17 protein-coding genes and 4 pseudogenes are annotated in these 20575 nt (G+C 57.7%); 8 read left to right on the top strand and 13 right to left on the bottom strand.

The genetic code is table 11. The features are described from left to right. A pseudogene (locus IP81_RS11410) lies at positions 1 to 1065 on the bottom strand (hypothetical protein); the annotation flags it as partial. Positions 1066 to 1673: 608 nt separating this feature from the next. Between IP81_RS11410 and IP81_RS11405 the strand changes: the two are divergent. After that, positions 1674 to 1915: pseudogene (locus IP81_RS11405) on the top strand (IS630 family transposase); the annotation flags it as partial. 24 nt (positions 1916 to 1939) lie between these two features. On the opposite strand, the gene IP81_RS11400 reads toward IP81_RS11405, so the two are convergent. The 3 genes and pseudogenes from IP81_RS11400 to IP81_RS11390 all read right to left on the bottom strand — a co-directional run. Next, positions 1940 to 2632: a response regulator transcription factor gene (locus tag IP81_RS11400; protein WP_054108112.1), complete on the bottom strand. Its 693-nt coding sequence runs from the start codon at positions 2630 to 2632 to the stop codon at positions 1940 to 1942. Continuing rightward, the gene (locus IP81_RS11395) at positions 2629 to 4497 is read right to left on the bottom strand and encodes an ATP-binding protein (protein WP_054108111.1); all 1869 of its coding nucleotides are present in this window, start codon (positions 4495 to 4497) and stop codon (positions 2629 to 2631) included. The genes IP81_RS11400 and IP81_RS11395 overlap by 4 nt, the downstream gene beginning before the upstream one ends. Positions 4498 to 4557: 60 nt before the next feature. Further along, positions 4558 to 5034, bottom strand: a pseudogene (locus tag IP81_RS11390) (IS630 family transposase); the annotation flags it as partial. A 27-nt stretch (positions 5035 to 5061) separates the two neighbouring features. On the opposite strand from IP81_RS11390, the gene IP81_RS11385 reads away from it, so the two are divergent. Next, on the top strand, positions 5062 to 5289 hold the full coding sequence (locus IP81_RS11385) for a helix-turn-helix domain-containing protein (protein ID WP_231626482.1): 228 nt from the start codon (positions 5062 to 5064) through the stop codon (positions 5287 to 5289). A gap of 315 nt (positions 5290 to 5604) precedes the next feature. Here the strand turns inward: IP81_RS11385 and IP81_RS19680 are convergent, their stop codons facing one another. Together IP81_RS19680 and IP81_RS21680 are read right to left on the bottom strand one after the other, a co-directional pair. Then, complete coding sequence (locus tag IP81_RS19680; RefSeq protein WP_082356114.1) at positions 5605 to 6147, bottom strand: response regulator; 543 nt, start codon at positions 6145 to 6147, stop codon at positions 5605 to 5607. Positions 6148 to 6269: 122 nt separating this feature from the next. After that, a complete protein-coding gene (locus tag IP81_RS21680; protein WP_157573179.1) occupies positions 6270 to 6644 on the bottom strand; it encodes a DeoR family transcriptional regulator in 375 nt (124 codons plus the stop codon). A gap of 658 nt (positions 6645 to 7302) precedes the next feature. Here IP81_RS21680 and IP81_RS11375 point away from each other — a divergent pair. Continuing rightward, entirely contained in the window at positions 7303 to 8250 is a 948-nt protein-coding gene (locus IP81_RS11375; RefSeq protein WP_231626479.1) for an alpha/beta fold hydrolase, read from the top strand. Between the two features lie 5 nt (positions 8251 to 8255). Here IP81_RS11375 and IP81_RS19675 read toward each other — a convergent pair. Next, positions 8256 to 8402 (bottom strand): annotated as a pseudogene (locus IP81_RS19675) (IS3 family transposase); the annotation flags it as partial. A 170-nt stretch (positions 8403 to 8572) separates the two neighbouring features. On the opposite strand from IP81_RS19675, the gene IP81_RS20215 reads away from it, so the two are divergent. Further along, entirely contained in the window at positions 8573 to 8725 is a 153-nt protein-coding gene (locus IP81_RS20215; RefSeq protein WP_197274602.1) for a hypothetical protein, read from the top strand. 27 nt (positions 8726 to 8752) lie between these two features. On the opposite strand, the gene IP81_RS11370 is transcribed toward IP81_RS20215, so the two are convergent. Then, positions 8753 to 9640: a hypothetical protein gene (locus tag IP81_RS11370; RefSeq protein ID WP_054108108.1), complete on the bottom strand. Its 888-nt coding sequence runs from the start codon at positions 9638 to 9640 to the stop codon at positions 8753 to 8755. After that, positions 9637 to 10638: an isopenicillin N synthase family oxygenase gene (locus tag IP81_RS11365; RefSeq protein ID WP_054108107.1), complete on the bottom strand. Its 1002-nt coding sequence runs from the start codon at positions 10636 to 10638 to the stop codon at positions 9637 to 9639. Before IP81_RS11365 ends, IP81_RS11370 begins: the two co-directional genes overlap by 4 nt. Before the next feature lie 154 nt (positions 10639 to 10792). Here IP81_RS11365 and IP81_RS11360 point away from each other — a divergent pair, with 154 nt between their 5' ends. The 4 genes from IP81_RS11360 to IP81_RS11345 all read left to right on the top strand — a co-directional run bounded on the left by IP81_RS11360 (position 10793) and on the right by IP81_RS11345 (position 13542). After that, positions 10793 to 11731: a LysR family transcriptional regulator gene (locus IP81_RS11360; RefSeq protein WP_054108133.1), complete on the top strand. Its 939-nt coding sequence runs from the start codon at positions 10793 to 10795 to the stop codon at positions 11729 to 11731. An 87-nt stretch (positions 11732 to 11818) separates the two neighbouring features. Further along, positions 11819 to 12724, top strand: a complete 906-nt coding sequence (locus IP81_RS11355; RefSeq protein WP_054108106.1) for a sterol desaturase family protein — start codon at positions 11819 to 11821, stop codon at positions 12722 to 12724. Beyond that, complete coding sequence (locus IP81_RS11350) at positions 12721 to 13083, top strand: hypothetical protein (RefSeq protein WP_054108105.1); 363 nt, start codon at positions 12721 to 12723, stop codon at positions 13081 to 13083. The genes IP81_RS11355 and IP81_RS11350 overlap by 4 nt, the downstream gene beginning before the upstream one ends. Positions 13084 to 13200: 117 nt before the next feature. Further along, on the top strand, positions 13201 to 13542 hold the full coding sequence (locus tag IP81_RS11345; RefSeq protein ID WP_054108104.1) for a UrcA family protein: 342 nt from the start codon (positions 13201 to 13203) through the stop codon (positions 13540 to 13542). A 49-nt stretch (positions 13543 to 13591) separates the two neighbouring features. On the opposite strand, the gene IP81_RS11340 is transcribed toward IP81_RS11345, so the two are convergent. Genes IP81_RS11340 through IP81_RS11325 form a run of 4 tightly spaced genes read right to left on the bottom strand, consistent with a single transcriptional unit; the run spans position 13592 to position 20562 of the window. Then, on the bottom strand, positions 13592 to 14524 hold the full coding sequence (locus IP81_RS11340; RefSeq protein ID WP_054108103.1) for a YncE family protein: 933 nt from the start codon (positions 14522 to 14524) through the stop codon (positions 13592 to 13594). Positions 14525 to 14570: 46 nt separating this feature from the next. Beyond that, positions 14571 to 16340: an allophanate hydrolase gene (atzF, locus tag IP81_RS11335; RefSeq protein ID WP_054108102.1), complete on the bottom strand. Its 1770-nt coding sequence runs from the start codon at positions 16338 to 16340 to the stop codon at positions 14571 to 14573. After that, positions 16337 to 19930 (bottom strand): urea carboxylase, encoded by a 3594-nt coding sequence (uca, locus tag IP81_RS11330; RefSeq protein WP_054108101.1) that lies wholly within the window; start codon positions 19928 to 19930, stop codon positions 16337 to 16339. Before uca ends, atzF begins: the two co-directional genes overlap by 4 nt. Then, the gene (locus tag IP81_RS11325; RefSeq protein ID WP_054108100.1) at positions 19927 to 20562 is read right to left on the bottom strand and encodes an urea amidolyase associated protein UAAP2; all 636 of its coding nucleotides are present in this window, start codon (positions 20560 to 20562) and stop codon (positions 19927 to 19929) included. Before IP81_RS11325 ends, uca begins: the two co-directional genes overlap by 4 nt. Positions 20563 to 20575 lie beyond the last annotated feature (13 nt).

Here is a 20575-nt window from a genome sequence, read left to right as displayed (position 1 = left end):
CGTGAACGCCGCTGCGTCGTCGTTGTTGCCAGCCTTGAGGCTGTAGGTGATGCTTGCTGCGGTATCGGGCGCGTTGAAGTCGGTGTCTGTTGCTACTGCGCGGTATACCACCGTGGCAGCCGCCAGGTTATCATCGACAGTGGCCGTGCCGGCGCTGGTGATCGTTGGCGCCACCTCGTCAACGTTGTTCACGCTCAGTATGATTTTTTGCGCAGCCGACCAATTGCCAGCCGCATCACGCGCCTGGATAAAATATGTTCGGGTTTGTGCACCGCCCGTTTCAAAATCGTTTGCTTGCGACGCTGCGCCAGATTTCGTCATGGCGATGGCACCGGCAGTCCCAATGGTAAACCAACCATCGCTCGTCGTCGCGGTACCAGTCGTTCCGCCGCTGTTGCTGAAGCGGTACCCTGTCACACCGACATCGTCGGTAAAGCCATTAACCGTCGCAACCGTTGCACCAGACAACTGGTTCTCATTGTACGAGAAACTCGTCTGTCCTTTAGCGAAAACCGGCGCAGCGCCGTCGCCAACAGTTACAAAACCATTAAATCCAGCCGTGCGAACGTTTATCTTGTCGCCAACAGCCAGACCTTGCACGTTGGCCCAAGCTACCCAACCTCCAGGCCCAGCGCCGTCAAGGTCGACAAAAACCTTGTCGGTTGTCACCTTGATGTAGTTGCCAATCATCGCTTGCGTCATCTTTTTGACTGTGATCGCAGACGAGAAATCAAGGATATCCGATCCACCATGGCCCTTGCCACCCCGGCTGTACCCGAGATCGGTGATCGTATCTAAACCGTTTTCTACGCGGGTCTTTTCGAAGGTGAAAATGTCGTTCCCGAGACCGCCCGTCAATGTATCATTGCCCAGTCCACCGCGGATCACATCATCGCCAGCAAGACCGTTAATCACATCGTCACCGGCTGCGCCGAAAATTGAATCGTTAAATTCAGTTCCAACAAGCCGATCGTTCGAGGCCTTTCCGTTGACGTTTTGTCCAACTTTTTTGCCGGGGATCGGCGAGTTGACGTTTTGTCCAACTTTTGGCTTCGAGACGCGCATGGTACTATAGCTCCGAATTAACATCAGCTGAAATCATCGTGTTTCGCACCTGCGGCAAGGCACCTGAAGAGGTACGGCACTTTTGATTTCAATTGATAAGTGGCACCGGTTATCACGGGTGCATATGAGAAACCCAAACAAACCCAACACTCTGCACCTGCGCCCTTTGACTTTATAGCTATGAGATTAATGGAAAAATACATTCCGCTGGGCAGAACTGCAAAAAACTGATTGTCCGAGTGCACTTTCGGGAGGGTATTCACCCACTGCAAGTCGAATTGTATTTATAGGGCGGTTTTCGACCGCTTTGAATCGCGTGCCGATTGAACGAACCCGCTGACGCGCGGGGGGAGAGCGTATTGGCTGGAATGGCCTCCTGATGGGAAGGTTTGGTTACTAAAGACCACCCCCCTGACCAAGAGACCATCCCATGGCTGATACCGCCACGACAGCTGTGAGCCCGCTGCGCCGCCGTACAATCGACGACATGATGCTGCGCAACCTGTCGCCGTCGACACAACGATCGTACTTGCACGCCGTCACGAAGCTAAGCCGCCATTTCGGGCGCTCGCCAGATCGGCTTGGACTCGAGGATGACCGGCATGGTCGCGCCGATGGTGCTGAATGGTCCGATCAACGGCGACTGGTTCGAAGCCTATGTCACCCTGGTGCTCATACCAGAACTGCGGCCCGGTGACGTCGTCATCATGGACAACCTGTCGAGCTACAAACGGGCATCGGTGAGCGAACCGCCAGCGGCCTCTGGGACCTGATCGGCAGACTCGTCGATATCTTCCAGCCCGACGAATGCGCAATCTACTTCAGCTCGTGCGGATATCACCCAGAATGATCGAAAAACGCTCTAGATCACAAACTATTCCTTAAGTATGCTTACCGTCTCGCAGAGCCGGTATCCCAAGCCGCGAATGGATTTTATTGCAGGGGCCTCGGCACCACATGCGATCAGCTTTTTCCGCAGTCGTCCCAATCTCACCTCAAGGTTCCCTTTGGTGAGGTCTCCCCCATTTCCCAAATGCGCTTCCACCTGCCAATGTTCCAACGTCTGCTGCGCTGCGCGAGAGAATGCTGCCAGCAGCACGACTTCGCTCTGTGTCAACCGCACCTTCTTCGCTGGCCCCGCCAAGTCCATCTTGTTTGGTCGCAGACTGATGTGACCGCCGTGTTTCACTTCGGTGTTGGCAAGACGCTGCCCGAAGCCTCCAACCACGGCACGTAACTCATCAAGCTGTATGGGCTTGGTCAGGTAAAGATTTGCGCCAGATTTATAGCTGTCAATCCGATCGCTTAAGGCTGTTCGGGCTGAGACAATGACGATACCAGCATCCGGCTGAGAGCGATTGATCCGCTTGGCCAAGCTGATGCCATTCTCGCCGGGCAGGTTTATGTCCACGATATAGAGGTCAGGCACATAGCCGACTGGAGTGTCATCCACATCTTCCGCAGATGGCACACCGCAGGTCTCATGACCGTCAGCTTGCAGCACCGCACAGATCGTTTCCCGCAGTGCGTCGTAATCTTCGATCACCATGATACGTAATGATTTCATCTCGGCACCCACACGCTAAACGTGACCGTTTGTGCGCCAGCCGTCGTTTCTGAAACCCCAAACACAACCTTGCCACCAAGCGCCTGAACCCAACGTGCGACAATAAACAAGCCCAATCCAGAGCCCGGCTTTCGATGGGCACGTTTAGACCGGTAGTACTTGGTGAACACGCGATCAGGATCTGGTGCGCCAGCATCACCAATCTGGTTTGAAACGCGAATGACAACGCCAGCGTGGCCATCCGCAACCTCTGCCGACACGGCAACCCGCACTTCTGTGTCTTTGGCACTGTATTTCAGGGCGTTGTCCAAAAGGTTTTCCAACACATGCACCATCAGGCCCAGATCAGACGCCACCATATGGGAGCCGGGATATTCGAAAGACACCCGGTCTCGTTCTTTGTGAGATTGGACAACCTGTGCGACCATTTCAGTCAGATCAAACTGGGACCGCTCTACGTGTATCTGACCGCCGTCAATCCGCTCACTTTGTTCGACCCGAGCGATCACATCCGCCATGTCGGTTGCAGCTTGTCGCAAGGTCCGGTCGGTTGCCTTATCGCTGCTGGACAGAAGCTGGATCACGCTCAACGGGTTACGCAGTTCGTGTGTGAGCATGGACAGAAAGCTTTCTTTCTCCATACGGCGGCTGCTTTCCTTGAGCAGTTCAGCCTCTTTCACACTGAGCAGGACCCTTGCTTCTTGCTCTGCAAAGTCGCGTTGCCGATTTCGTATTAGCAGCAGGCCAAACAGAACGATTGTCGAGATAATAGCATGCAAAAAAATAATATTAAACACGATAACATTGGTCCCCAGAATATCCAGATACATCAGCATCGGAATAACGACGACTGTTGCCATGACCAGATAGCCACAACGAACCAGCCACAACGACAGTTGTCCCAACCTATTGATGCCGAAGCCCTTTGCCGTAAATGTCAGGGTAACCAATAGCAAGAACTGTAGGTTTATAAGCAGGGCTGAAACCTGCAACGCTGTCTGGGGATGACCCAGTGCAGCAAAGGTTAACATCACTGGTGGCAAAAAGAGTATGGTGTAGATTGCCTGCTTTAATCGGCGTGAACCACCGAATTCTGAAATCAATCGGACATCAAAAATGCCAGAAACCGACGCGACGGTGCAGGCGACAGCAACGAAGATGAGATCGCGAGCATCAGGACTGAAGACGCTAGAAGTGAAGAAGCGAAGCGATCCGAAGAAAACGAAGAGGTGTGCTGATGAGAAGAGCTGGCGCAGTGCAAACAATCCGTACAGAGCGTCGCGACGTATGGCCCATGCCATAAGACCCCACACACCAAAGCTCAGCAAAAATACGATGTAGACGGCGAGTAGGCTGCCTTGAACAAAGCCAGTCTTGGTTGCCTGATCAGCTGGCAAAACCAAAACATCGGCGGTCAAGGTTGTGGTCGTCGTCAGGCGCAAGAACACGTCACGCTTCTGTGTGGATGACGGAATGATAAAGCCACTGTCCAGAGCCACATGGTTATTGGCCTCTATTAAAGCATCGCGCCCACTCAGCACTGGTGGCGCATGCAAGCCGTTAATCGCAGGGTCGTAGAGCTCAATACGGCGGAGAAACGCTGGCTTTATGACGATAGCCAAGTCCTCAGGGCTGTTGCTTCCTGCTATGCTCAGTCTGATCCAAAGTGCAGCATCCGAGTACCCCCTAGCAATCGAACCGACGTATGGCACAAATTCTGCATCCATTGCGTCGGTAATGGTTGCTGTTCGGCTCTCATCAACAAAAAACGATCTGGATAGCTCTGCTCTGTCCTGACCGAAGACCGGAAGCGCAACCAAAAATGAAACTACGGCCAGCCAGAGCGCAATCGCCTTTCTTGTCATTTTTCCAGCGGCTCCACCCAAAAACTGGGCTTTCTCAATAACAGGGCGACCGCCTTGGCGCTAGTCATGTGAATCCGAAGTTCGGCTCATTGTCTTTTGGCAGAAGCGCCTGACGGAGGCGAGGATGTCGTCGGCTGATTTGACCCATTTGTAGGGTTTGGGGTTTTCGTTGTGCTCCTTGATGAAGGCAGCGATGTCAGCTTCGAGTTCCGCAGTAGAGCGATGGACACCGCGCTGCAACTGCTTGCGGGTCAACTCTGCAAACCACCGTTCAACCTGATTGATCCAGGAAGCGGAAGTCGGCGTGAAGTGGACGTGCCAGTGCGAGCGGCGCGCCAGCCAGGCCTTAATTTTCGGCGTCTTGTGGGTGGCATAGTTGCCCATCACGAGGTGGACGTCCGGCCCGTCGGGCATCGCGGCGTCGATGCGCTTGAGGAAGTCGAGGAACTCGGTCGCCCGATGGCGTTTATAGCACTTGCCGATGACGGCATCGGTGGCGATGTCGAGCGCCGCGAACAATGAAGTCGTACCGTTGCGGATACTCCGTTGCGAACTACGCAACACATGCCAGCCATCTTCAAGATGGTGTTGCGTCAGATCTTGGCTGCTAACTTACGTGCCGCCCGTGTGGAGGCTGGCTTGTCGCAAGAAGATTTGGCGGATTCAGCAGGAATCGACCGGACTTATGTCAGCGCCTTGGAGCGGTCACGGTATGCGGCAACCGTTGACGTTCTTCAAAAGCTAGCGGATGCTTTTAGTGTTGAAGCATGGACGCTGCTGCAGCAACGTTAGGCATGACTTTTCGAGAATCCGCGCAAAAGTGAGGTCGCTTCTGACGCCACAAAACTAAACCAGTGGAAAAAGCAAACCTAGTGAGGGTAACATTGGGGGTATCAATGCATTCTGCGCTTAAAAAACGCTTCAAATCAGCCATTTTTAGAGCATAATTCGACAGCCTCCTCCGCTACCATTTTTCACAGCTATAACAGGTGGTTAGCTTTCGCGAGAAGGCGTAAAGCTTATCGCAGGGTTTTTGGCTGTCCTAAGGCGATGGGTACACGGTGTTTCGCCGGTTGCGGAATGGTCGTGTGGCGCGACTGATCGTGGTCAGCTACGCTTTGGTGTTGCATTTGCTGCTGGAGGGGCATGCCACGTAGGACCGGTTGGATCGCAGCTTTGGTATTCGCTGTTCTCAATAGCCTTCTGAATGATAGCGAAATCGATAGGCTTGCGGAAAAAGGACCAGCCATCGCGGAACTCTGCGGGCTTGAGGTTCAAGCCGCTGATCAAGATCACGGGAACTTCAGGACGCCAGTCGTTGAGCCATGCCGCCAGTTGCGTGCCTCTCATCCCGGGCATTTCAATATCGCTCAATAAGACATCGAAATCGTGCGCCTTCATGAACGAGATAGCGTCATTCGGAGAGGCGTGCGGATGTGTCACAAGGCCACAACTGGTAAGAAATTCAGATATTTCGTCGAGAATGTCGTGGTCATCGTCAACAATGACAACCTGCTTGGGGCATGCTTGAGATAGTGTGGGTCTCTGACATTCCGAGCTGGGGAGTGTTGCATCGGCACCATTCAACCGATTAGGGCGATAGGTTCGCGATCCACCCAGTTTCGTCCCCCTTGGCAACACATTACTCATTCTAGCCCTCAATCATGACAAATGACTGCTTAGAAATTATGTTGTATGGCGGATGCGGCAACCCAATTTGCCCAATTTGGGCAACTGGGGTTCGGTGGTCACACAGGCAACGGCGCACAAAATCATTCAGGCATCTTTTTGACGTGGTTTTCCAATACGCTCAGCCTCTGAACTAAATAACCCCTTACATCCTTCGTGAGGTCATCTTCGCCGACCTGTGCGGGAAAAATGTAACCTCCTTTTACTTTATGAATAAAATTTCGCCGCACGAGATCTTCTAAATTTCGTCTCGTTGTTTCCCGACTCATTCCCAGACGAGTGTGAATGAATTTTACGCTGACTGGCGATCTATATTTAGTTGGAAGTGCAAAATCTTCATTGCCATAATTTCTAGATACAAATAAATCATGTATCAATTCATGAGTGCTTCGCGACACGACCAAGCATAATATTGCAAGATCATTAGCAGAAAGTCCCTTCTTTTTTTGCAATAGCATATAAAATCACTTATAAATTCGATAATGAATGAAGATATATATCTTGTTTGATCGTGATTCATTTATACCCCCTCGCCCAATGTGTCACACTCTTTCACGCATTACCCTATCGGGCCGCCTTGCCAAAATTTCGTTCGCTCGCAGATGATTATGGGATTAGCCACCGGCGGATACCTGTGTCCCACGACTATTAGCGGTGGGGTTCGAACCTGCATTTTGGCAGTAGCTATAATCGCGCGCTGTTTATGCCGCGAGATCGCGTGCGAGTGAGCCATGCTTTTGCTTGAGGGTATGCTGTGCGCCGAGGACTTACTGTCTGTAGCGAGGCGGGTCGCTGATTGATAAGAATGTCTAACGCCGCGGGCGCCAGCAATTTTGCCATGAAGCGACATTGTGGCAGTCCGATAAGCTGTTGATCAGCTTTGCGTCTTCATTTCGGCCATTGAAGATGCCCCTTTGCTCGACTGAACTGAGGACGATCCGAGGCGGAAGGTTGTGAACTGCTAGGGACTGAAAGCTGGCATTGAAAAGTTAAATGTATGCGGCAGCAGCGGCGTGAACGTCCGTCTATGCCGCAGAGAGTCGCGATCTGAAATTGCCGAAATGGTATGGGCATGAGATGAGGCATGCCCTCGACAATGGGAAGGATGGCGAATCAATGGTGGGGTTTCTCGATACCATGATGGGTAGTGGCGCCACCGTACTTGCCGCAACCGCGGGGCTGGCTGCGTTCACCGCATGGAACCGCAAGCGTGCCGAACAACTGGTGCCGCCCGAAGGGCAATTTGCCGATGTAAAGGGTGGCCGGTTGCACTACCTCGCCATTGGTGAAGGAGCGCCGATCGTTCTGGTACACGGGCTTGGCGGTCAGTTGCGCAACTTTACTTATGCCTTGAGTGAGCTTCTATCGCCGCACCATCGACTCATCTTGGTCGACCGGCCGGGATCGGGATATTCGACCTATCGAGGTGACGGTCATGGCGGTCTTGCTGCGCAGGCAGCGATGATTGTCGAGCTAATAGACCAGCTTGGGCTGGACCGGCCGTTGGTGGTTGGTCATTCGCTCGGTGGTGCGGTTGCCTTGGCAATGGCGCTCGGCCATCCCGGCAAGATTGGCGGCCTTGCACTGCTCGCACCGCTCACCCAGCCCATCGAGGCCGTCCCGCAAGTCTTCAAGGCGCTTGATCTGCGTTCGCCAATTGCCCGCTCGGTGCTGGCATGGACGCTGGCGGCACCAGCAGGTCGCCTTGGAGCGGATGCGGCCAATGCCCAGGTTTTCGGCCCCGAACCCGTCCCTGCTGATTTCGAAACGCGGGGCGGCGCGGCGCTGACGCTTCGTCCCGAAGCCTTCGTTGCGGCTTGCCGCGATGTTGAGGCGGCGCGGGGAGAGATGGTGGGCATTGCCGCACGATATGGCGAACTGTCCATTCCGGTCGGGATCATGTTCGCGAAAGGCGATCTCCTGCTGGATCCCTCAGTACATGGCCTGCCGACCATTGCCGCGATCAAAGGCGCTGAGCTCAAGATGATCGACGGCGGACATATGTTTCCGATTACGCAACCTCAGGTCACTGCTGACTGGATCATGGAACGCGCCAACACCTGACTTTGTGTCTTCACGCCGATCTGGCCGAGCAATTTCTGAACGGCATTTGCGGTAAACTGGCTGCGACTGTCGGACCGTATATTCGCTGACGGGCCACGCGAGATGAACAAGTCCGTCAACGCCGCCAGGACATCTTCGGGCTTGAATTGCCGCACCCTGCGCCAGCAGGATCTCAACTTCACGCAGCTTGCCAATACTCTCTTCCGGCTTGTGCTTCTGGAATGGCATCTGTTATCCCTTTCATGGTCCAGACTATCATAGTCTTTGGGCCACTCAGCCAAGGGCTGTTCCGGTTGGCGAGCCACCGACAGATATGGCGCGAATGGGTGGGCCTGCGTTGGAACCCGGCAGGCTGATGCCGGGCATGGGCGCGGCTGAGGATGTCGTCAGTGCTGTGCTCCACCTCGCCTCACCGGCTGGCCAATTCGTGACCGGTCAGGCGCGCGCGCTTGATGGCGGTTTTCTGATCTCCTGATCACGATCGACGAACGGATACTCAATCTTAGCGCGCAATCCATGCGTGTCGCATCAGGTGGGCCTTTTCGCATTCAGCCCATACAAGCGCCTCGGCGGTGCTTGGCGTACTATTATCAAAAACAAAGTCCGGAATGTTGAGGTCTACAACGAAGCGCAGACGGCAAGGTGATCCGTCGATAGTTTGTGCAAGCGCAACCGATCCGTCGGGTTCGATCCCGAAATCTCCGGCAAGGATGGGTTGGCCGACGCGTTCGGGCTGGGTGCTGTGGGTTACAGTGTCGCCGTTGCTGGCGACCGAGACTTCATAGCTGGCGATGTCTTGTTCCGTTACACGTCGGTCTTCCAGTGCTTTGGCAAGATCGCCGCTATCGTTCAACGCGGCGTCGACTGCCGGGAGGCGCGATTGCGCATAGGCCGCGTGGTTACTTGCGATGATCAGGCCGCCATCCATCGCGTGGGTTTGCCCTGTTGATTCATCGAACAGGCTGAGCAGACGCAGACCAAGCAGCGGTCCACTGGTGGACTGTTGCCGCCAATCCTCGACATAAGCGCCTGAAGGAGCAAATTCGATCACGCTATTGCCGATGAAGTTGAGCGTGGCTGGTTCTGGCCATTGGTTGCGCGGTTGATAGCTGCGGTTGATTGTCCACGAAAGCTGTTGCGCGGCGGCGTCCCAACTTGTGTCCCCTACCCAACCTTGACGGTCGAGCAAAGCGGTCTCCGCTCCATCGGGCAGGCGCAGATCAATCGTGAAGGTTTTGGACTGGAACCAAAAGACGATGGTCGTCTCGTCGGTCAGGCCATTGGCGAACGTGATGCTCTTGCGGCGGAATGCGCCAAGCAAACGCCGGGGAAATGCCAAGCCATCAAGGCTGACCGGCGCAAGCGCGGTTAACAGTTCGGCGAGCGTCATGTGGCAGCGACAGAGCGTTGGCCAAAGGAATCGAGCGGCATGGCTTGGTTCAAAACCAGTTCGCCCCTTGCGATACGGCGTTTAAGGTAGGCAAAAGTCTGGGCGGTCTGGTTGTATAAATGCTCGCCGCATTGGAGCGGCGCATAACGCGGCGCTTCACCCTGCACGACAGGCGCTACGACGTGGTCGTAATTGCAGGCGTGGAACAGCGCGAAGGAATAGCGCTCTTGCTGTACTTTCTTAACGCGGTGACGGGTGGCGACATAGCGCCCGTTCGACATAATCTCCATCATGTCGCCAATGTTCATGATCATCGTGCCCTCGATCAGCGGCACATCGATCCACGCGCCCTGCTTGCCCACGATCTGCAATCCCGGCGCGGTGGCAAACAGCAATGTGAAGCATTCATAATCGGTGTGCGATCCTAAGCCTGGCCGGTCTTGGACACTGGCATCGTGCGGGTAATGGATCAGGCGAAGCTGGCTGGGCGAATGGCTGGTGAGCGCATCGAAATGGTCTTCTGCCAGACCAAGCGCCAAGGCAAAGCTGCGAAACAGCAGGCCGCCGATTTGCGTAACGTGGCGATAATACGCCTGCACGTCATCGCGGAACCCGGGCATCTCGGGCCACATGTTCGGCCCTAAGAGCGGGTTGCGTCCATGCGGGAACGGATAGTCGCGGTTGACGTCGTAGGCCTCTTTCAGGTCGTCACTGCCCTCGCCGAACTGTTCCTCCCCCACGGGCACGTAGCCACTGTGATTTTCCGACAGGCCGATATAGCTTTGCATCTTGGCTTCCTGCGGCAGCGCAAAATAGGCTTTGGCGCGCGCCACCACCCGATCAAACAACGCGGCGTCCAATTGCGCGCCTGTGACATAAAGGAAGCCCGTCCCGGCGCAGGCACGGTCAAGCTCTTGGGCGACCGCCATCCGGTCCTCCAAACGGTTGCTGCCAAGCCGGGTGATATCGACGACGGGGAGGACCGGTGCTTTTGTCATGTTGGTTTGAGCTATAGGCGCGCAAGGTCATAGCGATAGGCGCGCCCTTTTTATGTTTTTCATTGATTTGATCTATGACCATCCTTCCGCACAGTTTATCTGTGCAAATTCAACGGCCCCACCAGAGTCGGCCCAGTGCAAGGATGACATCGGCGTGAGTGATCGCGTGCCATTGATCGATAAGAAGTTTGCCAGCAGGGTCGATTGGAACCTGATGCGCACGTTTGTGGACATCGTCCGCGCGGGCGGCATTGGAGCGGCGGCGCGGCAATTGAACCGCCAGCAGCCCAGCATAAGCGCGGCGCTCAAACGTTTGGAAGATCACGTGGGCGCAACACTCCTGCATCGCACAGCCACCGGTGTCGAAATGACATCGGCGGGCAAAGCAATGATGACCTTGTGCGAAGATATGCTGGAATCGGCGCGGATGATGCCGCACCAGATCGCACAAGCCACCAAGCGCGTCGAAGGGTTTGTCCGCATCCAGATCGTGTCGGGGCTGGTTTCGCCCGAGTTTGATGAGGCAATTGCCAGTTTTCACCGGCGAAATCCCGATATTCACATCGAGATCCGCGTTTCGCCATGGCGGCAAGTGCTCGACGCGCTGGAGCAAGGCGACGTGGAAATCGGCGTGAGCTACGACGCCAATGTGCGCGGCAGCCTGATGTACGAGCCGCTACTGGTGGAACATCAACAGCTCTATTGCTCGCGCAGCAGTCCTTATTTCGGCCATCGCATCAGCCGTTTGAACGAGTTGAAGGACGAAGGCTTCGTCCTGACCGGTGAAGACGAGATCGAATTGATCACCCATTTGCGCCGCCGCTATCGTTTGGGCAGCAAAGTGAGCGGGATGGCCGAGGACATCAACGAGGCGCGGCGTTTGATCACGCAGGGCGTGGGTATCGGATTTCTGCCTGTGCTAGCGGCTGAAAGCGAGGTGGCCAAAGGCAGGCTTTGGCCTTTGCTGACGGCCGAATTTGAACCATCCTATGACATCTACCTGCTCGCGCGGATGGACCCGGCGCGCGATACGGCAACGCAGTTGTTCTGGGACGAGGTGTTCCGCAGGGTGCGGGCTTTACGCAGGCCATAATTCAAATCTATGCCTTTCATTGCATATTTGCCCCTGCCCATATGACGCGCTGCAACCCAGACTTCCGGACAAGAACGGAGCCTGCGCATGCCGACGAGTCTAAAGTCCAAAGTCTTCAACCTGCTCCCGCCAGCAATGATTGCGGCGGTGCTGGTGTTCTGGGCTTATGCGCGCAAAGTTTTGGTAGACGGCAATTGGACGCTTTTGTTTACCTCTTCCCTGATCGTGGTCGTCGTCCTGCTGCTGGAGTTCGTCCACGAGCGGCACGCTGGCTGGCGGATGAACCGGCAAGAGTTCTTCACCGACCTGTTTTACGTCGTGCTGAGTTCCACGGTTATCGCCTGGCTAACGCAGACGTTGGCCGAAGATCCCCTGCTCGCGGCAAAGGCCGTGCTTGGCATCAGCACCAAGTGGATGGCAGCCGTGCCTTGGCTGGCGCAAGTGGCGATGGTCATCGTGATCCTGGAGTTCGGGCAGTACTGGATGCACCGGCTGATGCACAACTGGACGCCGTTCTGGCTGACCCATGCGCCGCATCATCACCTGACCCAGTTGAACGCAGCCAAAGGCGCAGTTGGCAATCCGATTGAATTGTTCTTGATCAGCCTTAGCGTGTTGGCTTTGTTCGATTTTGATAAGACTGCGCTGTTCGCCGGGCTCAATACACTTAATGTGATTTCGACCTTCGCTCACGCTAACGTGAAGTCCAATCCGCCGATCTGGTATTCGTTCTTCTTCACCACGATCCGCCACCACAGCCTGCACCACTCGACCGATTATGAGGCGACGCGCTGCAACTATGGCAATTCGCTGATCCTGCTCGACCGGATTTTCGGCACCTATCGCGAAGGCGAAGGCGTATTGGTCGGCCAGGACGAGCGGAAGCGGCTGACAATCTGGGAACAAACGGCCTTTCCGTTCCAGCCACTAATCGCCAAGTGGAAAGCTGCACGTGCCCGTGCCGAAGCACCAAGCGGATCGGCAGCAGCATGATGGGCCGGGCCACACTTCGCGCACTGGCGCTAACGATAGCCCTTGCCAGCGGCACCCCCGCCCTCGCAACAAACGCACCCCAAACACGGCTGGTTGAATGCGGCGCACAAAGCTGTCTTGCCATCACTGGCAGCAGAAGCGCAGTTGATTCGCCGGTGACCATCAATGGTCAAACGGTGAAGACTTATGGCGGTCGGCATTGGCGGGTCCGCATGCCGGTCGAAGCCGTGCGTCGCTTGTCTGCACCCTATGCGCGAACAATTTCCGTGGCTGTGGACGGCGCTAAAAAGGAGGCGAAACTGCCGGTTGGGATGATGGGCCATGCCGATCTTGCCATGCTGGTCGTCCGCGTGAAGTAATAACTAGCCCAAGTCAGAGTAATAAAGTTCTGATTTCAGCTAATTTATTGAAGGTTTCAACGTCTGCGGCTATATAAGGCGCAGCGGCCGTAGAGCCGTAATCGTTCTACGCAGGAGATGACCTTGAAAACTGCTTTCGTGGCGCTTGCCACTTTCGCATTCGCAACATCGGCTACTGCCGCAACCGCGAACACCAATCCTTTCGCACAAGACAAAGCAATCCTGAACCTTCAGGGCCTTGATCTGTCCACGGCCGATGGCCAGCAACGCCTCGCTATTCGGGTCGATCAGGCAGCGCGCGCCGTTTGCGGCGATCGCGTATCGGGTTTGCACCTCTCGGTTGAAGCCAAGGCACAAGAATGCCGGGCCGCCGTGTCTGCCGATGTCCGCGCGCAGATCGAAACGCGCCTTGCCAAGGCTGGTAGCGCCTCTGCCATCCGCCTCGCTTCGGCCCGCTGATCCAAAACAGACCTGCCGCGGCCCGCATATCTGGCGGGCCGCGGACGGGTCACATGCCGTGCGCCAAGACCGGTTCCGGCCACCATGTGATCGTCTTTACATCATGGGCAGATGTCCAAATGCCTGAAGGGGTGTAGCGCAGCGCACCACTACCCTCGGCTTTGCCCAAACGGCTGACGACTGTCATGCTGACCGGATCAATCGCGACAAAAGTTTGCGCTTCGGTGGTCCGCAACCAGACTAGGCCAGCGCCGGTGTCGATATCACCCCACTTGAGCACTTCGCCCACTTTGACCCGGCCGGTCACCTCGCCGGATGCAGGATCGACCCGCGCCACAGTGCCATCGCCTTGTTCCTGAACCCATACTCCCCCCACACCTACGGCGGTGAAGCCGGGCTCTTTGCCCAGCTCCGTGGTTTTGACGACCATATTGGTAGTTGGATCAATGCGCTGGATCGTCTTGCTTTCGCTGCTGACGGCCCAGACTGAGTCAAAGCCGAAAGCCAGATAATGCGTACCAAGGCTGACCTTGATCTTCGCGATCACTTTGTTGGTGGCCGGATCAATGCGTGACACGACGCCCTTCTGGTCACTGGCGACCCAGACCGAGCCTGCTCCGGCAACGACGTTCAATTCGCCCTTGGGATTGGCAATGCCTGTGGAGATTGTCGCGATTTTCCGTGAGGTTGCCGTATCGATGCGGACGAGCGCGCTTTCCTTGCAATCGGCTACCCACAGGCTGCCGGCGGTGATCGCCATGGCTCCGCACGGGCGGGTCATAGCGACTTCGGCGAGTTTGCCTTGGCGTGACCAGCGCTCTACCCGCCCTATGTTGGTGACCCACACGCTATCGCCTTCGACCACCAGAAAATCGGCGGAACCGGGGGCTTCGAGCACCTGCTCTTTATGCGCCAGTGCGACAGAGGGGAGCGATGAAATGCTGGCGGCCAGTGCTGCGGCAAGAATTCTAAGCTTTTGCATCGTATGCCCTTTTCGTCCGGATGGTGGAGAGGCGGCGGGGAAATCGTCAGGCAAGTTGCGCGATATAGGCACGCCAACCGCCAAGGCTGGTGATGTCCTTCGCGCCGGTCAAAGCGCGCGGTTCGGCGACGAAGCCCTTGACGCTCGTGCCATCCGCCAAGGTGACAGTGCCGATTGCCAGCGGCGGCGGGACTTCGACGACGAAGCTGCCGAATGCTTCAATGCTGAGTTCATAGACCTCCAGCGCAATGGCCGCGCCTTCTGCACTATAGACCAGCGCGGGCTTGGGCGGGACGCTGTCGGCGATGGCGTAAAGCCTGTAATTCGGGGCGGTTTCGAATGCGCCGACGAACGTGGCGTCACGCGAGGTGAGCTGCCAGTGGAGCGGCATGTCTTTGAGGTGAGCGCCGACAACGGCCAGTTTCACAGTCTGCAATTTGCCCTCCAGATCGAGCGGGGGTGGGGATGGAGTATCAGCCACGGCGAGATAGGCGTCTGCTGCATCGAGCAGGGCGCGGTCGGTGTCGGCAGGGCCGATCAGGGTTATGCCGAAGCCGGTGGCGTTGGTGCGGGTGCCGGCGGGTACGGCCAAAGCGGCCATATCCAACAGATTGACGAAGTTGGTGTAGAACCCGAAGGCGCTGTTAAGCGCGATGGGGGCTGCCTGGAGTTCGGCCACGCGGTAGGTTGTTCCGACAGTCGGAAATACTATTATATCAATGGTTTGCCACAGGTTGTCGGCATGGCGCTTTAACTCTGCGAGGCGGTAGATGCCGTTGAACAGGTCCACGGCGCTGGTCCCGAAACCCACCTCGACGATCTCGCGCACGGTGGGATCGACGGCTTCGGGATTGCTGGCGAGGATGGATGCCATCGCGGCGGTGCGTTCTGCCACCCACGGACCGCTGTAGAGAAGCTGGGCGGCTTCTTGCAGGGGGGCGTAGTCGATCTCTACCACATTGTAGAGTTGGCCGAGCTTTTCTATTGCACGATCAAAGAGATACTCGGATTCCAGATCGCCGAAAAACACGCGCTGATTGCGGCGCGGGACGCCGATGGTCTTGCGTTCGATGGCGCGGTCGGACAGCGGTTTGGAATAGGCATCGCACGCATCATAGCCTGCGACGACACCGTCGATCAGGCGCGCATCGGCGGTGTCGTCGGTGAAGACGGTGATGCAATCGAGGGTGCGGCAGGCGGGGACGAGGCCGGTGTTGCTCCACCTGCCCTTGGTCGGTTTGAAGCCGATAAGGTGTTGAAATGCAGCGGGAACGCGGCCTGATCCGGCGGTGTCGGTGCCCAGTGCGAAGGCGACAAGACCGGCGGCGGTGGCAGAGGCCGAGCCCGAGCTGGAGCCGCCGCTGACGTAGGCCAGATTGTAGGCGTTGCGCGGGGCTCCGTGGGGGCTGCGGGTGCCGTTGAGGCCGGTGGCGAACTGATCTAGGTTGGTTTTGCCGACGCACAGCGCGCCCGCGGCGAGCAAGCGTTCAACGACCGTGGCGGAGGCTTCCGGACGGTAGGCGAAGGCGGGACATCCTGCCGTAGTTTCAAAGCCTTGGACGTCGATATTGTCCTTCACCGCAAAGGGCACGCCCGCCAGCGGCAGGACTTCGCCAGCGGCCACGCGGGCATCAATCGCGCGGGCTGCGGCGCGCAGATCGGCATCGGAGGCGCGGCTGATCCAGATTTGCGGCTGGATGGCATCATAAGCGGAAAGGCGCGCGATTACGTCTTCAGCGACGGTAATTGCGCTGCTTTTTCCGCTATTTACAGCTTCCGAGATAATGGTGGCTTTTTGGCGGCTAAATGTGGTCATGTGTGCCTCGTCAATGCCAAAATCGGTGTTCCGGGCTGCACAGCCTGGCGCTCTTGCGCGTAGAGCGCAGACACCGTCCCTGCCCCCGGACTTTCAACCCGGCATTCCATTTTCATTGCCTCGATGATGGCGATGGTTTCCCCTGCCAGAACTTCGTCGCCGACGCCGACGAGCATCTTCCAGACGCTGCCGCCGAAGGGTGCTTCGACCATGTCTGCGCCGTCGGGCACGACAACCGCACCGGCATCCAACACTTCGGCCTCAACCGCATCGGTGCGATCAAATTCGCCGCGCCTTTGCCATTCGGCGCGCTCTTCATCGAAGGCTGCTTGGCGGTGGGCTTCGAAGCCGGAAATCTGCGCGGCGTTGTCTGCCAGAAAGGCGCGATAATCGGCGAGGCGGAATTCGGAGGGTTCGATGCGGATCGAGCGGCGTCCGGTGGGGAAATCGCGCCGCCATTCGGTAAGTTCGTCAGCGCTGACCGGATAGAAGCGGATCTGATCAAAGAAGCGCAGCAGCCACGGCTTGCCTTCGATGAAGGCGTCGGTCTGGCGATAGGTGTTCCAGACCTGAAGCGTGCGGCCGAACAGCTGGTAACCGCCGGGGCCTTCCATGCCATAGATGCACATGTAGGCACCGCCGATGCCGACGACATTGGGTGGCGTCCATGTGCGTGCGGGGTTGTATTTGGTGGTGACGAGGCGGTGGCGCGGATCGACCGGGGTGGCAACCGGTGCGCCAAGGTAAACATCGCCGAGGCCGAGGACGAGGTAGTTGGCTTCGAAGATCAGGTTTTCGACCGCCGCTGCATCAGGAAGGCCATTGATGCGGCGGATGAATTCGATGTTATCGGGGCACCACGGCGCATCATCGCGCACTGCGCCCATGTACTTTTCGATGGTTTCGATGGTGGCCGGATCGCGCCAGCTTAGCGGCAGGTGGACGATGCGCGAGGGGGTGGTGAAATCTTCAAGATCGCCCAGCCGTTCTTCAGCGGCAATCAAGGTGGCGAGCGCCGCGCTTTGCGTCATCGTCACGCCATCGAAGTGGAATTGCAGCGAGCGGATGCCGGGAACGATGTCGATCACGCCGGGCAGCGCGAGGCGTTCGAGTTCAGTCATCAAGGCCTGGACGCGGATGCGCAATTCGATGTCGAGCACGATCGGGCCGTATTCGACGAGGATATTGCGATCCCCCTGCTGGCGATAGACCGTGCGCGGGCGCTGCGGGCCTTCGGGGATTTCGCCAAGGATCGGGGTGAGCGTTTCGATGGGCCGCGCAGGACCGGTGCCGTGGCCTTCGCCACTTTCCAGCAAGCGGCGCTGGAAGGTATCGGCCATAGCGGCATCGACCGCGTTGACGGGCACGAAGCGCAGCTTGTCACCGGGGGCGAGTTGCCCGATTTTCCAGCGGTCTGCCGCGATGACCACGAACGGGCAGACGAAACCGCCGAGCGATGGGCCATCGGGGCCAAGGATGATCGGCATATCTCCGGTGAAATCGACCGCGCCGATGGCGTATGGGTTATCGTGGATGTTGGAGGGGTGCAGCCCTGCCTCGCCACCGTCCTTGCGCGCCCATTGCGGCTTGGGACCGATCAGGCGAACGCCGGTTCGGTTGCTGTTGTAATGGACCTGCCATTCTGCGGCGACGAAAGTATCGACATCTTCATCGGTGAAGAAATCGGGTGCGCCGTGCGGACCATAAAGGACACGCAAGGCCCATTCATTGGACAAGGCGGGAAGTGCCGCCGATGACAGCGCGGTTTCTGCACTATCACCAGCGAGGTGGATCGTATCGCCCGCGAGCAGACGGCGCGCGGCGTGGCCGCCGAATTGCCCCAGTTCAAAGGTGCTGCGGCTGCCGAGATAGGGCGCGATATCGAGCCCGCCTGCGAACAGGATATAGCCGCGCAAACCGCCGCCGACCAAACGGCCAAGCGCGAGGGTTTGACCGGCGGCAACATCAATCGCCACGCCCCGCGACAGGGGAACGCCATCGAGCGTTGCGCCAAAGTCCGCCCCGGTCAGGCAGATGCGGGTGGCGGTGTTGAAGGTGAGTGTGGGGCCGGTGATCGTGACTTCGAGGCCCGCCGTGCCTTCCGGATTGCCGAGCAGGCGGTTGCCGAGGCGGAACGACTGATCGTCCATCGGGCCGGATGGTGGGACACCGATGGACCAGAGACGCTGGCGGCCCGGCCAATCCTGCACGGTGGTGGCGGTGCCGCCGCTGATGATCTGGAAGCTGCGCGGCTGATAGACAATATCGGCCAGTGCGCGGGTGGAAACCTCGCCACTGGTGAAAGCGTGGCTGCGGACCACATCACGCAACCAGCGCAAATTGGTTTCGATGCCATCGATGCGCGATTGATCGAGCGCTGTTTGCATCGCCTGAACCGCAAGATCGCGCGTGGGGGCGTGGACGATCAGCTTGGCCAGCATCGGATCATACCACGCGCTGACCGTGCTACCCGCCATGCACCATGTTTCGGCTCGGATATCGGCGGGGAAATCCACAGCGGTCAGCGTGCCCGAGGTGGGGCGATAATCGAGCGCGGGGTCTTCAGCATAGAGCCGGACCTGCACCGAATGACCACGGGGTTCGGTGGGTGCGGTATCAAGGAAGCCGAACTCCCCTGCCCCGCCGCGCACCATCCATTCGACCAGATCGATGCCCGTGACCTCTTCGGTCACGCCATGTTCGACCTGAAGGCGGGTGTTCATTTCAAGGAAGAAGAATTCCTGCCGTTCGGAATCATAGAGGAATTCGACCGTGCCTGCGGACCGGTATTTTGCGGCCTGCCCCAAGCGGATGGCAGCGGCGATCAGATCCGCGCGTACCGTTGCAGGAAGCAAGGGCGCGGGCGCTTCTTCGACGACTTTCTGGTTGCGCCGTTGCAGCGAGCAATCGCGTTCGCCCAGCGCCACGACTTTGCCTTTGCCATCGCCGAAAACCTGCACTTCGATGTGGCGCGCGCTGCGGATGTAGCGTTCAAGGAAAACGCCCGCATCGCCAAAATTGCCAAGGCCCTGACGCGCGACCGTGGCGAAACCTTCGCGCACCGAAGCTTCATCTTCGCAGACGCGCATGCCGATGCCGCCGCCGCCAGCGGTGGCTTTGAGCATGATCGGGTAGCCGATGGCTTGTGCAGCATTTGCTGCTTCATCTTCATCGGTGAGCAGGTTGGTGCCCGGGGCCAACGGCACGCCATGTGCGGCGGCCAGTTCGCGCGCGCTGTGCTTCAGGCCGAAAGTGCGCATGTTTTCAGGCGTGGGGCCGATGAACACGATTCCGGCCTCGGCACAGGCTTCGGCAAATTCGGCGTTTTCGGCAAGGAAGCCGTAGCCCGGATGGATTGCGCCCGCGCCGGTTTTGCGCGCGGCATCAAGGATGGCAGCGACGTTGAGATAGCTCTCGGTCGCGCGGGCCGGGCCGATGCACACGGCTTCGTCAGCTTGCGAGACGTGGAGCGAATCCGTGTCAGCCTCGGAATAGACCGCAACGGAGCGCAGGCCCATAGCCTTCAAGGTGCGGATGATGCGCGTGGCGATGGCGCCACGGTTCGCGATCAGGACAGTATCAAAGCTCATGCGGTGACAATCATCCGGACGGGGGTGGGATTGAAGCCGTTGCAGGGGTTGTTGATCTGCGGGCAATTGGAGACGACGACGGTGACATCCATCTCGGCAAAGAGATCGACGGTGAGGCCGGGGGCGGAAATCCCGTCAACAATGCCAAGCGCGCCATCGGGTTCGACCGGCACGTTCATGAAGAAGTTGATGTTCGAGACGATATCGCGCTTGCCCCGGCCTTCGGTGAGGTTGGCTTCGAGGAAATTCTCGACGCAGGCATGTTCGGACTTGGTGTGATGACCATAACGCAAGGTATTGGATTCACACGAACATGCGCCGCCGATGGTATCGTGATAATCGACCGAGGTGGCCGCGATGGTCATCATCGCGCGGCCTTCGTTGGATCGCAGGACCGTGCCTTTGCGCAGGAACAGGTTGGCTTGTGCGGCGACGGTATCTTGCGCGCTGTAGCGTTCGGCATCGTCTGCCGTGGCATAGAGCAGGAAATCGACGGCCTGATTGCCTTCCAGATCGACGATGCGCAGGGTTTGGCCTGCGGCGATATGGTGCAGCCAAGGTGCGCGGGCGGGCACGATAACATCGTGGACAACAGTGCCGGCAAGTTCGGCGAGATGGGGATCGACGCTCATGGGAAAGCTTCCT

This window comes from Novosphingobium sp. AAP83, assembly GCF_001295795.1.
Lineage (GTDB): Bacteria > Pseudomonadota > Alphaproteobacteria > Sphingomonadales > Sphingomonadaceae > Novosphingobium.
The sequence above is the reverse complement of the archived record's forward strand: the minus strand, read 5'-3'. Positions and strand labels throughout refer to the sequence as shown.

What these genes read in the sequence shown, in the direction of transcription:
- IP81_RS11325 (WP_054108100.1), bottom strand. Translation starts at nt 20,562, where the DNA reads ATGAGCGTCGATCCCCATCTCGCCGAACTTGCCGGCACTGTTGTCCAC.
- IP81_RS11345 (WP_054108104.1), top strand. Translation starts at nt 13,201, where the DNA reads ATGACCTTGAAAACTGCTTTCGTGGCGCTTGCCACTTTCGCATTCGCA.
- IP81_RS11340 (WP_054108103.1), bottom strand. Translation starts at nt 14,524, where the DNA reads ATGCAAAAGCTTAGAATTCTTGCCGCAGCACTGGCCGCCAGCATTTCA.
- IP81_RS11355 (WP_054108106.1), top strand. Translation starts at nt 11,819, where the DNA reads ATGCCGACGAGTCTAAAGTCCAAAGTCTTCAACCTGCTCCCGCCAGCA.
- IP81_RS11370 (WP_054108108.1), bottom strand. Translation starts at nt 9,640, where the DNA reads ATGACGCTCGCCGAACTGTTAACCGCGCTTGCGCCGGTCAGCCTTGAT.
- IP81_RS11400 (WP_054108112.1), bottom strand. Translation starts at nt 2,632, where the DNA reads ATGAAATCATTACGTATCATGGTGATCGAAGATTACGACGCACTGCGG.
- atzF (WP_054108102.1), bottom strand. Translation starts at nt 16,340, where the DNA reads ATGACCACATTTAGCCGCCAAAAAGCCACCATTATCTCGGAAGCTGTA.
- IP81_RS20215 (WP_197274602.1), top strand. Translation starts at nt 8,573, where the DNA reads ATGGGTGGGCCTGCGTTGGAACCCGGCAGGCTGATGCCGGGCATGGGC.
- IP81_RS11375 (WP_231626479.1), top strand. Translation starts at nt 7,303, where the DNA reads ATGGTGGGGTTTCTCGATACCATGATGGGTAGTGGCGCCACCGTACTT.
- IP81_RS11365 (WP_054108107.1), bottom strand. Translation starts at nt 10,638, where the DNA reads ATGACAAAAGCACCGGTCCTCCCCGTCGTCGATATCACCCGGCTTGGC.
- uca (WP_054108101.1), bottom strand. Translation starts at nt 19,930, where the DNA reads ATGAGCTTTGATACTGTCCTGATCGCGAACCGTGGCGCCATCGCCACG.
- IP81_RS19680 (WP_082356114.1), bottom strand. Translation starts at nt 6,147, where the DNA reads ATGAGTAATGTGTTGCCAAGGGGGACGAAACTGGGTGGATCGCGAACC.
- IP81_RS11395 (WP_054108111.1), bottom strand. Translation starts at nt 4,497, where the DNA reads ATGACAAGAAAGGCGATTGCGCTCTGGCTGGCCGTAGTTTCATTTTTG.
- IP81_RS11385 (WP_231626482.1), top strand. Translation starts at nt 5,062, where the DNA reads ATGCCAGCCATCTTCAAGATGGTGTTGCGTCAGATCTTGGCTGCTAAC.
- IP81_RS21680 (WP_157573179.1), bottom strand. Translation starts at nt 6,644, where the DNA reads ATGCTATTGCAAAAAAAGAAGGGACTTTCTGCTAATGATCTTGCAATA.
- IP81_RS11350 (WP_054108105.1), top strand. Translation starts at nt 12,721, where the DNA reads ATGATGGGCCGGGCCACACTTCGCGCACTGGCGCTAACGATAGCCCTT.